This window comes from Thiocystis violascens DSM 198 (assembly GCF_000227745.2).
GTDB lineage: Bacteria > Pseudomonadota > Gammaproteobacteria > Chromatiales > Chromatiaceae > Chromatium > Chromatium violascens.
In genome coordinates this window covers 3,787,038-3,799,964 of sequence record NC_018012.1, presented here as the reverse complement: position 1 = coordinate 3,799,964, position 12,927 = coordinate 3,787,038, and the positions used below count along the sequence as shown (strand labels likewise).

General features: G+C 64.6%; 11 protein-coding genes. 8 read left to right on the top strand and 3 right to left on the bottom strand.

Features of this window, described 5'->3' with window-relative positions; genetic code table 11:
* Positions 1-68: 68 nt before the first annotated feature.
* The 3 genes from THIVI_RS16840 (at position 69) to speE (ending at position 4,944) form a co-directional block, all read left to right on the top strand.
* On the top strand, positions 69-2,516 hold the full coding sequence (locus THIVI_RS16840; protein WP_014779744.1) for a penicillin acylase family protein: 2,448 nt from the start codon (positions 69-71) through the stop codon (positions 2,514-2,516).
* 117 nt (positions 2,517-2,633) lie between these two features.
* Complete coding sequence (locus THIVI_RS16835) at positions 2,634-3,821, top strand: DesA family fatty acid desaturase (RefSeq protein ID WP_014779743.1); 1,188 nt, start codon at positions 2,634-2,636, stop codon at positions 3,819-3,821.
* Positions 3,822-4,071: 250 nt separating this feature from the next.
* Positions 4,072-4,944: a polyamine aminopropyltransferase gene (gene speE / locus THIVI_RS16830; RefSeq protein ID WP_014779742.1), complete on the top strand. Its 873-nt coding sequence runs from the start codon at positions 4,072-4,074 to the stop codon at positions 4,942-4,944.
* Between the two features lie 200 nt (positions 4,945-5,144).
* On the opposite strand, the gene THIVI_RS16825 is transcribed toward speE, so the two are convergent.
* From THIVI_RS16825 to THIVI_RS16815, 3 genes are all read right to left on the bottom strand, one after another.
* Positions 5,145-6,485, bottom strand: a complete 1,341-nt coding sequence (locus THIVI_RS16825; RefSeq protein ID WP_014779741.1) for an ammonium transporter — start codon at positions 6,483-6,485, stop codon at positions 5,145-5,147.
* Positions 6,486-6,508: 23 nt separating this feature from the next.
* A complete protein-coding gene (gene glnK, locus THIVI_RS16820) occupies positions 6,509-6,847 on the bottom strand; it encodes a P-II family nitrogen regulator (protein WP_014779740.1) in 339 nt (112 codons plus the stop codon).
* 76 nt (positions 6,848-6,923) lie between these two features.
* On the bottom strand, positions 6,924-7,652 hold the full coding sequence (locus THIVI_RS16815) for a TorF family putative porin (RefSeq protein WP_014779739.1): 729 nt from the start codon (positions 7,650-7,652) through the stop codon (positions 6,924-6,926).
* Between the two features lie 382 nt (positions 7,653-8,034).
* Here THIVI_RS16815 and ubiK point away from each other — a divergent pair, with 382 nt between their 5' ends.
* The 5 genes from ubiK to THIVI_RS16790 all read left to right on the top strand — a co-directional run bounded on the left by ubiK (position 8,035) and on the right by THIVI_RS16790 (position 12,903).
* A complete protein-coding gene (gene ubiK / locus THIVI_RS16810) occupies positions 8,035-8,301 on the top strand; it encodes a ubiquinone biosynthesis accessory factor UbiK (protein WP_014779738.1) in 267 nt (88 codons plus the stop codon).
* A 16-nt stretch (positions 8,302-8,317) separates the two neighbouring features.
* Positions 8,318-9,844, top strand: coding sequence for a YifB family Mg chelatase-like AAA ATPase (locus tag THIVI_RS16805; protein ID WP_014779737.1), 1,527 nt, complete (start codon positions 8,318-8,320; stop codon positions 9,842-9,844).
* 276 nt (positions 9,845-10,120) lie between these two features.
* Positions 10,121-12,040 carry an ATP-binding cassette domain-containing protein gene (locus THIVI_RS16800; RefSeq protein ID WP_014779736.1) on the top strand — a complete coding sequence of 640 codons (1,920 nt, stop codon included), beginning with the start codon at positions 10,121-10,123 and terminating at the stop codon, positions 12,038-12,040.
* Positions 12,041-12,056: 16 nt separating this feature from the next.
* Complete coding sequence (locus THIVI_RS22955; RefSeq protein ID WP_157174490.1) at positions 12,057-12,596, top strand: DUF2939 domain-containing protein; 540 nt, start codon at positions 12,057-12,059, stop codon at positions 12,594-12,596.
* Between the two features lie 13 nt (positions 12,597-12,609).
* On the top strand, positions 12,610-12,903 hold the full coding sequence (locus THIVI_RS16790) for a hypothetical protein (protein WP_014779734.1): 294 nt from the start codon (positions 12,610-12,612) through the stop codon (positions 12,901-12,903).
* Positions 12,904-12,927: the final 24 nt, after the last annotated feature.

The following is a 12,927-nucleotide window of genomic DNA, read 5'->3' as shown; positions in this document are numbered from 1 at the left end:
TCGTGAGAAGATAGGGCCGATCCGAAAAAATCGCTATTCCGGTTCACCAATCAAGGGTTCAAACGTCAATGTCGCGCCGCGTCCTCCTCCGGGTCTTGTCCATCCTGCTGATCCTTGCCGTGACCGGCGCCGCGAGTCTGTACTGGCTTGCCAGGCGTGCCGAGCCAGTTTACAGCGGCACACTGGCCCTGCCCGGCTTGACGAGCCCGGTGCGCGTCGGCTTCGGGCCGCACGCGGTGCCGACCATCGCGGCGGACACTCTCCGGGATCTGCTGTTCGCCCAGGGCTATATCGTCGCCTCCGAACGTCTGTGGCAGATGGATACGCTACGCCGACTGGCCGGCGGTCGTCTGGCCGAGGTGTTTGGCGCGGACGCGCTCCCGGCGGATCGCTTTTTTCGGACCGTCGGACTCGCCCACGAGGCCCGGCGGACGCTGGAAAGCCTGGATGCGTCCGACCGCGACTTGCTCGCGGCCTATGCGGCCGGGGTGAATGCCTATCGGGACGAAGCGCGCGCGCGGTTGCCGCTGGAGTATCGGATCGCCGGTTTCGCGCCCGCCCCCTGGGAGCCGGAAGACAGCCTGGTCATCGGCGGTTACATGGCCTGGACCCAGTCGTTCAACCTGCGCGCCGAGCTGACCTTTCTGCGTCTGGCGGCGCGGATCGGTTCCGCGCGGGCGCGCGAATTGTTCCCGACCGACGAGGGGATTCCGGCCCCCGAGGTGGCGCCGGAGCTGGTCCGCTATCTGTCCGCGAATCGCCCGTCGCGGATGGACCTGACGGAAGAGCCTTCGCTGGATGCGGCTTTCCAGTTGCCGGCGCGCTTCGGTCTGCCGATCCCCGGCGCCGCTAGCAACGCCTGGGGCGTGACCGGCTCGCGCACCGCGACCGGGGCGGCCATGCTCGCCAACGATCCCCATCTGGCCCCGTCCATGCCGGGGATCTGGTATGAGTTGGAGTTGATCGCTCCCGAGCTGCATCTGTCGGGCGTGACCCTGCCGGGCGTGCCCTTGGTTCTGATCGGCCACAACGAGCACCTCGCCTGGGGTTTCACGAGTGCGATCGCCGACACGCAGGATCTCTTTGTCGAACGCGCCACGCCGGATGGTCGGGTGGAGCGCGCGGGAAGCGACCCGGAGCCGATCCTATCCCGCATCGAGCGCATTCCCGTCAAGGACGCGGAACCGGTCGAGCTGGCGGTTCGTCGCACCTCGCACGGGGTCATCGTCAACGGAATCCTGGGCGACGCGACCGACAGTCCCATGGATCTGCCCGGCCTGGACACCGCCGATCTGCTGGCGCTGCGACAGAACAACGATCTGCCGGATCTGAGCTTCGCGGCCATCCACCGGCTCGCCCGATCCCGCACCCTGAGCGAGGCGCGCGAGGCCTCGACCGGATTCCGCCAAGTCGCGTTGAATCTGATGCTGGCCCACCGAGACGGTGGGATTGCCTGGCAGGTCACGGGCTTGCTGCCGAAGCGTGGCAAGGGTTCCGGCGCCTTTCCTTCGCCGGGTTGGCTGCCGGAGTACGCCTGGCGGGGATTCGTCCCGCAACGTCTTAACCCCGCCCAGACCGATCCCAGTGGCGGCGCCTTGATCACCGCCAACAATCGCACCATTCCGGCGGATTATCCGGTCGCGGTCAGCCGCGCCTGGATGGCGCCCTACCGCGCCCAGCGAATCGCCGAACTGCTCGCTGGGTCGCCGCCGCTGACGCCCGCGTCCATGGCCGACATCCAGCGCGATCGCGCGAGTCTTCAGGCGCGTCTGATGCAACAGTCGCTGCGTCGCATCGAGATGGAACTGCGCGCGGTCGACGCGCGTGCTTGGGAGATCGCCAGCGACTCGCTGCTCGACTGGAATGGCGTCATGGATGGCGACAGTCCTTCGGCGGCCTTGTTCATCCTGCTGGAACCGGCGCTGTTCGAGGCGCTCTACGGAGATGAACTGGGCGAGGATCTGGCCGCGCTGATGGAGATGGCCATGGTCGCCTACAACCCCCTGCAGGAGACGTTGCGCTCCGGTCAATCCAGCTTCTGGGACGATATCAGGACACCCAGGGTCGAAACCCCGGCCGAGATCTGGGCGCGGGCGATCCTGGCGGCAACGGCGGACCTAAAGGCCCGCTCCGGAGTCTCGGGCCAGGCGCCTCTGGAGCGCATCCGCACCCTGACCTTTCCGCACGCCTTCGACAAGCTGCCCGTCCTCGGACCCTGGTTCAGCGTCGGTCCCATCGGAGTGGGCGGCGGCACGGATACCGTTGATGTCATGAAGGCCACGCCGCTGAAGCCCGAGCAGGCCCTGTTCGCGCCCTCCATGCGCATGGTCGCGACCCCGGCGGACTGGACGCAGACCCGCGGCACTCTCCCGCTCGGTCAATCGGGACACCGCTTTTCGCCCTATCGGACCGATCAGCTCGATGACTGGCTGGCGGGAGACAGTCATCCCTGGCCCTGGAACGGACCGGTCGATGGCAATGTTGTGGGTCAGCTCCTGTTGATGCCGCTCGATTGAATTTGGCCGGCCATTCGCGATCAGACGACGAACGGTCCAAACCATTCCGGTCGGAATGGGTCTATAGATGGCTGGGTAAATTTACCCGAGCATCCCTTTTTCTCCATAGGAATTTCGATGACTCTCTACGGCATTCTCGATGTCAGCCTCTGGCAGGCAGTGCTTTTCACCCTCGTTCTGACGCACATCACCATCGCTGGCGTGACCATTTATCTGCACCGGGCGCAGGCCCATCGCGCACTCGATCTGCATCCCATCGTGGCGCATTTTTTTCGATTCTGGCTGTGGCTGACCACCGGCATGGTGACCCGCGAATGGGTGGCGGTGCATCGCCGTCATCACGCCAAATGCGAAACCGCCGAGGATCCGCATAGCCCGCGGGTGCTGGGGCTGCGCAAGGTCTTGACCGAGGGGGCCGAACTCTACGCCGAGGCCGCCGCCGATCGGCCAACGGTGGAGCGCTATGGGCAGGGCGTCCCCAACGACTGGCTGGAACGCCAGGTCTACAGCCGCTTCCGCTGGCATGGGTTGGGTCTGATGCTGATCCTCGATCTGGCGTTGTTCGGCCTTTATGGTCCGGTGGTGTGGGCGGTGCAGATGCTGTGGATTCCGGTCTGGGCCGCCGGTGTCGTCAATGGCGTCGGGCATTATTACGGCTATCGCAGCTACGAGTCGCCGGATGCCTCGACCAATTTCCTCCCCTGGGGCATCCTGATCGGCGGCGAGGAACTGCACAACAACCATCACGCCTATCCGAGTTCGGCGCGTCTTTCCTCGCAGTGGTGGGAATTCGACATCGGCTGGCTGTATATCCGGATCCTCAGCGCCCTGCGTCTGGCCCACATCCGCCGGATCGCGCCCCAGCCGCGGGTCATCGCGGGGAAGCATCAACTGGATATGGAGACCCTGCGCGCCGTCATCGTGAGCCGGATGCATGTGTTTGCCCGCTATGGCAAAGAGGTCATGCGGCCGGTTTCGCGGGACGCCTTGTGCCGTGACGCGGAGCATTGCCGACATCTGGTTCGAAGCGCCCAGCGTTTGCTGGTCAAGGAGGGGAAGCGGCTCGACGCTGGTGCCAGGGAGCGTCTGGAACAACTGCTGGCGCGGCATCGGACCCTAGCCATCGTCTATCGGTTCCGGGAGCGTCTCCAGGAGGTCTGGGATCGTCAGGCGTCGTCTCAGGAGGCGCTGCTGGCCGCTCTGGGGGACTGGTGTCAGCAGGCCGAGACCAGCGGTATCGAGGCGCTGGAACGCTTTTCCCGCAATCTGCGTGGCTATTCGCTGCAAGGCATGCCCGCAGTCTAGGCCCGTCCCCTCACAGCTCACTGCCATTCAGTCAAGCCGTTCATGGTTCGATAAACTCACCACGAACGGTTCGATAAACTCACCACGAACGGTTCGATAAACTCACCACGAACGGCTTGATAAACTCACCACGAACGGCTTGACTGAATGGCCGTGGGACGACAGCCTGGAATGATCGCGTCGGATCGCTTGTGAGCCTTCCGTCCGATTCCTCATAATGGCGATCCTTCTTTTCCACTGGATGCCCGCCATGCTCGACCCCACTCACTGGTTCTCGGAAGTTGCCGCGGACGACGGTAGCGCCTTCTCCCTGAAGATCCGCGAGAAGCTCCACGAGGAGCAGACGCCCTTTCAGTTCATCGAGATCTACGCCACCGAGGGTTTCGGCAATCTGATGGTGATCGACGGCTGCACCATGCTGTCGAGCCGCGATAATTTTCTCTATCACGAGATGATGTCCCACCCGGCGCTCTTCACCCATCCGGCGCCCCGGCGGGTCTGTATCATCGGCGGCGGCGACTGCGGCACCCTGCGCGAGGTGCTGAAACATCCGGGGGTCGAGTCGGCGGTGCAGATCGATATCGACGAAGGGGTCACCCGGCTCGCCGAGCGCTATTTCCCCGAACTCACCGCCGCGAACCATGACCCGCGCGCCCAACTGTTGTTCGAGGACGGCATCCGCTGGATCCGGGAAGCCCCCACCGGTAGCCTGGATCTCATCATCGTCGACAGCACCGACCCGGTCGGCCCGGCCCTGGGACTCTTCAGCCAGGACTTCTACGCCGAGTGCCTGCGCGCGCTCGATACCCATGGGATCCTGGTGCAACAGAGCGAATCGCCCCTGTATCACCTGCGCATCCTGCAGGAGATGCATGGTGCGATGCGCGCCGCCGGCTTCGCCGACACCCAAACCCTGTCGTTCCCTCAGCCGATCTACCCCTCGGGCTGGTGGAGCGCGACCCTGGCCGGCAAGGCGGTAACGCTGGCCGATTTCCGGGTCGCGGATGCGGAATGCAAACCCTTTGAAACCGAGTATTACAACGCGGGGATTCACCGCGCGGCCTTGGCTCAACCGGAGTTCGTTCGGCGCGGGCTCGCGGCGATTGCCGAGACGCGAGACTGATTCGGAGAAAAAAAAGGGGCCATCAGGCCCCGAAATCAAGTCACAACAGCAGAGAAAATCGACAGTCTCCGACCCCTTCGAGATGCCGGCAAGTTCCTTGCCGGCGGGAATCGGAGCGTCGCGTCAGCGGGAGCCAGCTCCGTGGCGGGTAGAGAAAAGATCCAGGTCGCGGTCGCATCCCTGCGACCGCCGCGCACGGCTCAGAGAATGTAACCGCGTTCGTCGTGCTGCGAGAGGTCGAGCCCCTCGGTTTCCTGCTCCTCGTTCACCCGCAGACCGATGGTCAGATCGACCAGCTTGAGGATGATATAGCTCAAAACCGCCGTATAGACCAGGGTCACCAGAACGCCCTTGGTCTGGATCCAGAGCTGACCGGCGATGGTCACGCCCTCGGCCAGACCGGCGCCGCCCAGGCTCGCGGCGGCAAAGATGCCGGTCAGCAGCGCGCCGACGATGCCGCCGACGGCATGCACGCCGAAGACATCGAGCGAGTCGTCGTAGCCCAGCGCCCGCTTGAGCTTGGTCGAGGCCAGGAAGCAGATGACGCCAGAAGCCGCGCCGATCGCCAGGGCACCGAGCGGACCGGCAGTCCCGGAGGCGGGTGTGATGGCGACCAGACCTGCAACGGCGCCGGTGGCGATACCGAGCACGCTGGCCTTGCCGTGGTTGACCCACTCCGAGAACATCCAGGCCAATGCCGCGGTGGCGGTGGCGATCTGGGTGACCAGCATGGCCATGCCGGCGCTCTCGTTGGCCGCGACCGCGCTGCCGGCGTTGAAGCCGAACCAGCCGACCCACAGCATGGAGGCGCCGATGACGGTATAGCCCAGGTTATGCGGCGGCATGGCGGTGGTCGGATAGCCTTTGCGTTTGCCCAGCACGAGCGCCGCGACCAGACCGGCGACACCGGCGTTGATGTGCACCACGGTGCCGCCGGCGAAATCGAGCACGCCCCAATCCCACATCAGCCCGCCATCGCCGCTCCACACCATGTGAGCGATCGGCAGATAGACGATGGTGAACCAGATCCCCATGAACCACAGCAGGGCGGAGAACTTCATGCGTTCGGCAAAGGCACCGACGATCAGGGCCGGAGTGATGATGGCAAAGGTCATCTGGAAGGTGGCGAAGACCGTTTCGGGGATCGCCGCCGTCAGGCTCTCGCGGGTCACGCCGCCCAACAACACCTTATCGAAGCCGCCGATGAAGGAGTTGAAATTCACCACGCCCTGTTCCATCCCGACGGTCGAGAAGGCCAGGCTGTAACCGTAGATCACCCAGAGCACGGTCATCAGCGCAGTGATGGCAAAACATTGCATCAGCACCGAAAGCACGTTCTTGGAACGCACCAGGCCGCCGTAGAAGAGGGCCAGGCCGGGAATGGTCATGAACAGCACCAGCGCGGTGGCGGTCAGCATCCAGGCGGTATCGCCGCTGTTCAGGACGGGAACCTCTTCCTGAGCCAGCGCGAGCATTGGGGCCAGGGTTAGGATGCCGGCCAGGGCCGGCGTGGCAAGCCGTTTGGGATCCAGTTTAGACATCGATAGGGTCTCCTTGGCGGCGATCACAATGCGTCCGACCCGGTTTCGCCGGTGCGGATGCGGATGACCTGGTTGAGTTCGAACACGAAGATCTTGCCGTCGCCGATCTTGCCGGTGCGGGCGGCGTTGCTGATCGCCTCGATCACCTTCTCGACCATGTCGTCGTCGACCGCGATCTCGACCTTGATCTTCGGCAGGAAATCGACGACGTATTCGGCACCGCGATAGAGTTCCGTATGGCCTTTCTGGCGTCCGAAGCCCTTGACTTCGATGACGGTGATGCCGGAGACGCCGATGTCTCCCAGCGCCTCGCGGACATCGTCGAGCTTGAAGGGTTTAATGACGGCTGCAACCATTTTCATGGCGTTTTAGCTCCTGTTGAAGACCGGGGCGATCACGCCCCGAGCCGTGGGGTTGACGTCGCGAACGTTGCCGAGATCAGAATTCTTTGTTCCAGCCGATCCACAACTTCGGATCCTCGTCGTAGGTGTCGCGGCCGATTTGATCGTAGTTGAAGCTGAAGGTACCGAAATCGCCGGCCTCGCGGCTGATGGAGGCGCCCCAGTGACCGTAATCGTTGCCGCCGTCGTTGTAGCGGAAATCGTAGTAACCGCCGTGCAGATTCAGCCCCAGTTCGTAGGGCAGATCGAAGTCCAGCGCGGCGTGATAGTAGAGGTCGCCCTGGATATAGTTGGCCTCGGTATTGGCCACCCCAGGCGCATCGTCGGCCTGACCATAAAACGTATAGGCGATGCCCGCGGTCAGCCATTTATAGGTTGCGCTGGCACCAAGCTCGGAAAAGTCGCTGTCGCGGCCGTCCGGATAGGCGTAATAGATGAGGTTGAGATCGTAGCTGAAGTCGTCGTTGATCGAGCCACCAAAGCCGGTGTAGAGGTCGAGTTCGTAATTGGTCTCGTTACCCTCGCCAAAGTCCACGTTCGACAGCCAGGTACCGGCATAAAAACCGCTCTGGTGCGCATAATCCAGCCCGCCCTGAACCGCCGGCTGATTATCGGTCTGGGTCTGTCCGCGCCATATGTAGTTGCTGACCACGCCGATGTTGGCGCTGATCGAGTGGGGATCCTCGGCCATGGCGGCCTGAAAAGCACCCGCGCTCATGACGAGGGTTCCAACGGCCAGTGCGGTACCGATGTGTGTTGGTTTCATTGGGTTGTACCTCAATAGGATCCAGGCATCTGTTAGAAGATAGGGCGGACCGGGCCGACGCCTGGAAGAAGGCCGGAATGCCGCACAATGACGTAGTGTCCAGTTTATGCACGGTACATGCCATTCCATGATTGCGGTAAAAACAAGACGTTTTTCGATCTTGCGTGCCATATTCGCAACAAAGATTGCACCAAGACAAAACAACGCTTTTCGACAAGACACTCGAACGCACCAAAATAGAGCGGCTTTCGACGCAGACGCGCAAACGCACCGCCCCTATAATGTTCGCCAGCATTCTCCCCCGGCCGCCTGTCTTCCAATAGGCGGGCCACGCTCGATTGGTCATGGGTCGCGACCGACCCCCGCGCAGAGGTAACTCCCAATGTTGGATCCGAAACAATTCGACGACCTGTTCCAGCGTCTCTCCTCGGCCATGCCGAAGGGTCTCCAGGTGTTGCAGGAAGACATCAATCGCAACCTCCGGGCTTCCCTGGAATCGGGACTGTCCCGACTGGATCTGGTGACGCGCGAGGAGTTCGACGTGCAGTCGGCGGTCCTGGCGCGGACACGCGAAAAACTGATCGCGCTGGAGACGCAGGTGAAGACGCTGGAGCAGGCGCTCGCGGTCGGCCGACCGCAAGCGGACTGAGCGCGCGGCCAGGGACTTGGCGCTCTGCATCCTGTACAGCCGCGCCCGCGTCGGCATCCATGCCCCGGCGGTGACGGTCGAGGTCCATCTGTCCGGCGGTCTGCCCTCGCTCTCGATGGTCGGTCTGCCGGAACTGGCGGTGAAAGAGAGCAAGGATCGGGTGCGCGGCGCCCTGCTCAACGGGCGTTTCCGCTTTCCCGACGGGCACGTCACCATCAATCTGGCGCCCGCGGATTTGCCCAAGGAAGGCGGTCGCTTCGATCTGCCGATCGCGCTCGGCATCCTGGGCGCCTCGGGTCAGGTGGCCGCCAAGGCGCTCGATCGCTATGAGTTCATCGGCGAACTGGCCCTGTCCGGCGCGCTGCGGCCGGTCAATGGGGTGCTGCCAGCGGCGGTCGCGGCGCGCGACGCGGGCCGCGAACTCATCCTGCCGCGCGAGAATGCCGCCGAGGCGGCGCTGGTCAGCGGTCTGTCGCTGCGACCGGCGGGTCATCTGATGGAGGTCTGCGAACATCTGAATGGCACCAGCCTGCTGTCCGCCTTCGTGTCGGGCGAGGATTCCGGCCATGACAACGATCCCGCCTATCCCGAACTGGCCGAGGTGCGCGGCCAGGAGCACGCCAAGCGAGCATTGGAGATTGCCGCCGCGGGGGGGCATAGCCTGCTGTTGATCGGCCCGCCCGGCACGGGCAAGTCGATGCTGGCCAACCGGCTGCCGGGTCTGCTGCCGCCCATGACCGAGGCCGAGGCGCTGGAGACGGCGGCGATCCGCTCGGTTAGCGACCGGGATCGCTTCGACCCGAGCCGCTGGCGCGAACGGCCCTTTCGGTCGCCGCACCATACCGCGTCCGGGGTCGCGCTGGTCGGCGGGGGCAGCAATCCCCGGCCGGGCGAGATTTCGCTGGCCCATCAGGGCGTGCTCTTTCTCGACGAACTGCCGGAATACGATCGCAAGGTGCTGGAGGTGCTGCGCGAGCCCCTGGAGTCGGGTTATATCGATATCTCCAGGGCGGCGCGCCAGGCGCGCTTTCCGGCGCGCTTCCAGTTGCTGGCGGCCATGAATCCCTGCCCCTGCGGCTATCTGGGCGACAGCAGCGGGCGCTGCCGCTGTACCATCGAGCAGATCGGGCGCTATCGCGGACGTATCTCCGGCCCCCTGCTCGACCGTATCGACATGCACGTCGAGGTGCCCCGGCTCGATGTCTCGCGGCTGGGCGGACCGCGTCCCGCGGACGCCGAAACCACGGCGCTGGTACGCGCGCGGGTCGCCGCCGCCCGCGTCCTCCAGCAGACCCGCGCCGGCAAGCCGAACAACGCGCTGGCACCGAGCGAGATCGATCGCGACTGCGCGCTCGACGAGGCCGGGCGGCGACTCATGGAGCAAGCGCTGACCCGCCTTGCACTCTCGGCGCGGGCCTACCATCGGATCCTGAAGGTCGCCCGGACCATCGCCGATCTTCAGCAGGCGAACGCCATCGATTCCACGCACCTGAGCGAAGCTATCGGCTATCGTCGTCTCGATCGAGGACAGCCGCACTCCTGAACCCGGTAGCGCCGACCGATAGGCCATCCGCGACATGACGCCATCGCGCCATTCGCATTCTCTTTTTAGCGACACTTTAGGCAAGCCGCGCAACAATTTGATGAGGGAAATCCCTTCCATCTGCTAGAATGGCGGTCACAAAATCCTATTTTGGTGGCATGCATGCAACAACTTATGCCGCGTCGACGCTTGGATTGAGCTTCACCGCACCCCGTTTTCCGTCATCGCGCAGGGCATCGCGTTGACATCTCCCTCACTCTCCTTGCCGCGACGATCATGCTTCAACTGAAAGACCTGAGTTTCCGCCGTGGCCCCAACCTCCTGCTGGAAGAGGCGTCGATCGCCATCTATCCCGGCCAGAAGGTGGGTCTGGTGGGCGCCAACGGCTGCGGGAAATCGAGCCTCTTCGCCCTACTGCTGGGCGATCTGCACGCGGACGCGGGCGGGTTTTCGATCCCGGCCGACTGGGAGGTCGCGCATGTCGCCCAGCACACCCCGGACACCGAGCGCGCGGCCATCGAGTTCGTGCTGGATGGCGACCGCGAGCTGCGCCAGATCGAGAGCGAGTTGACCGCCGCCGATGCCGCCGGCGACGGACTGCGTCACGGCGAACTGCTGGGCCGGCTGGAATCCATCGGCGGTTACGACGCCGAAAGCCGCGCCGCGCGTCTGCTGCATGGCCTGGGCTTCGCGCCGGGCGACGAGCGCCGCCCGGTCAACAGCTACTCGGGCGGCTGGCGGATGCGTCTCGCGCTGGCGCGCACGCTGATGTGCCGCTCGGATCTGCTGCTGCTCGACGAGCCGACCAACCATCTGGATCTGGACGCCGTGATCTGGCTCGAAGGCTGGCTCAAGAGCTATCCGGGCACCCTGATGCTGATCTCGCATGACCGCGATTTTCTGGACGCGGTCGGCAGCCACATCCTGCACCTGGAACATCGGCGACTCACGCTCTACGCGGGCAATTATTCGGCCTTCGAGCGCCAACGCGCCGAGCGGCTCGCCCAGCAGCAGTCGGCTTATGTCCGTCAGCAACGCGAAATCGCCCACATGCACAGCTTTGTCGAACGCTTCCGCGCCAAGGCGACCAAGGCGCGTCAGGCGCAGAGTCGGGTGAAGGCGCTGGAGCGCATGGAGCTGATCGCCCCGGCGCATATCGACTCGCCCTTCCGTTTCGGTTTCGAGCCGGCCGGGAATCTGCCCCGTCCGCTGCTGCGGATGGACAAAGCGACGGCCGGCTATGGCGCGAAGCCCGTCCTCCAGAGTGTCGGATTCAGTCTGGAACCGGGCGACCGCATCGGCCTGCTGGGACGCAACGGCGCGGGTAAATCGACGCTGATCAAGGTGCTGGCCGGCGAGCTGGCGCTGTTGTCGGGCCAGTGCGAGCGTGCGCAGGATCTGCGCGTGGGCTATTTCGCCCAGCATCAACTGGATCAACTCGACCGCCACGGCACCCCGCTCGGTCATCTGCGCCGACTCGATCCGAACGCCACCGAACAGACCTTGCGCAACTATCTGGGCGGTTTCGGTTTCGCCGGCGACCGCGCGCTCGATCCGATCGCGCCACTCTCGGGCGGCGAAAAGGCGCGTCTGGTGCTGGCCATGATCATCCGTCAGAAGCCCAATCTGCTGCTGCTCGACGAACCGACCAATCATCTGGATCTGGAGATGCGCCACGCGCTCAGCGAGGCGTTGCAGGGCTTCGAGGGCGCGCTGGTGCTGGTCTCGCACGACCGTCATCTGCTGCGGGTGACCAGCGACACCCTGATGCTGGTAGATGGCGGCGGGGTGCGCCTGTTCGACGGCGATCTGGACGATTATCCGGCCTGGCTGGCGGGACGCGATCCGGCCGCGCGACCGGCGGACGCGACGGACAGCGCCCGCGACGGCGGCGACCGCAAGCAGCAGCGTCGTCAGTCGGCGGAGGCGCGCAAGGCATTGCAGCCGCTGCGCAACCGCGAAAAGCAGTTGGAACAGCGGCTCGCGACGCTCAACGCGCGCCGCGCGACCCTGGATCAGGCGCTTGCGGCATCCGATCTCTACGCGCCCGAGAGCAAGGCGCGACTGCTGGCCCTGCTGGCCGAGCAGCGCCAAATCAGCGCGGATCTGGAAGCGACCGAGGACGCCTGGCTGGAGGTCAGCGAGTCCATCGAGCAATTTCATGCCAGCGACGATGCCCCGAATGCGCGCGCGTGAGAAGGCGGTTTTCCGAATGCCGACGATCACGCGCGCGCGCCATCGGACCTGGGTGGCCATGCACCGCTGGTGGCGGCGCGCGCGCCGGCCCGCCAGACGCCTGCTGCTTCTGGGCCTGGCACTGGTCATGCTCTACGGACTCTGGCCCTATGCGACACTCTGGAGCCTGAACCGCGCGCTCGCCCAGGACGACGAGACGACACTGGAGCGACTGGTGGATCTGGATGCGATTCGCGACGAACTGGCGCGCCGTCTCAACAAGGAGCGCCCCAGCGCCATCGACGGGCTCTCCGACGATTTTATCGAGTGGCTGGAGTCGGGGATTCGATACCACGGCGTCCATGCGCTGGAGCGCATCGTCACGCTCGACTGGGTGCGGGCGCAACTGACCGCGAGAGCGCTTCCCGGTGAAGACTTTCCGCCCCTCCTCGTCACCGGCTTTTTCGAGAGTCCACGAAATTTCCGCGCGCGGATCGGTCACCGCAACGCGGAGCCGGTCATCCTGCGGCTGCACCTCGACCGGCGAGGCTGGCGTGTCTCGACCCTCTACTATTGATGTCAATACCAACATGACGACCGCGAAGCTCACTGCATCGGAGCGGGCACGCCAATTGATCGCCCCGCTACTCGCACCCTCCGACAGTCCGTTCAAGGATTACCTCAGAGCCACCGATTACTGTACGGCGGTGATGTTGTACACCGAACTCCAGACCGACCGGGAATACCTGGCCCAATGGCGCGCGGCGTTCGCGGCCCTGATGGTCGCCAACGACGAGAAGCGGGCCCGCTTGCTCAGTCGGCTGCGGGGCGATTTCAAACACGGACTTTCGCCACTGCCGACCCTGATCGCGATGCGGAATTGAACGCGGGACATCCGCTGTCGGTAC

Coding starts and splice junctions, on each gene's coding strand:
- THIVI_RS16790 (WP_014779734.1), top strand. CDS start 12,610: ATGACGACCGCGAAGCTCACTGCATCGGAGCGGGCACGCCAATTGATC.
- THIVI_RS16835 (WP_014779743.1), top strand. CDS start 2,634: ATGACTCTCTACGGCATTCTCGATGTCAGCCTCTGGCAGGCAGTGCTT.
- speE (WP_014779742.1), top strand. CDS start 4,072: ATGCTCGACCCCACTCACTGGTTCTCGGAAGTTGCCGCGGACGACGGT.
- THIVI_RS16800 (WP_014779736.1), top strand. CDS start 10,121: ATGCTTCAACTGAAAGACCTGAGTTTCCGCCGTGGCCCCAACCTCCTG.
- THIVI_RS16840 (WP_014779744.1), top strand. CDS start 69: ATGTCGCGCCGCGTCCTCCTCCGGGTCTTGTCCATCCTGCTGATCCTT.
- glnK (WP_014779740.1), bottom strand. CDS start 6,847: ATGAAAATGGTTGCAGCCGTCATTAAACCCTTCAAGCTCGACGATGTC.
- ubiK (WP_014779738.1), top strand. CDS start 8,035: ATGTTGGATCCGAAACAATTCGACGACCTGTTCCAGCGTCTCTCCTCG.
- THIVI_RS22955 (WP_157174490.1), top strand. CDS start 12,057: ATGCCGACGATCACGCGCGCGCGCCATCGGACCTGGGTGGCCATGCAC.
- THIVI_RS16815 (WP_014779739.1), bottom strand. CDS start 7,652: ATGAAACCAACACACATCGGTACCGCACTGGCCGTTGGAACCCTCGTC.
- THIVI_RS16825 (WP_014779741.1), bottom strand. CDS start 6,485: ATGTCTAAACTGGATCCCAAACGGCTTGCCACGCCGGCCCTGGCCGGC.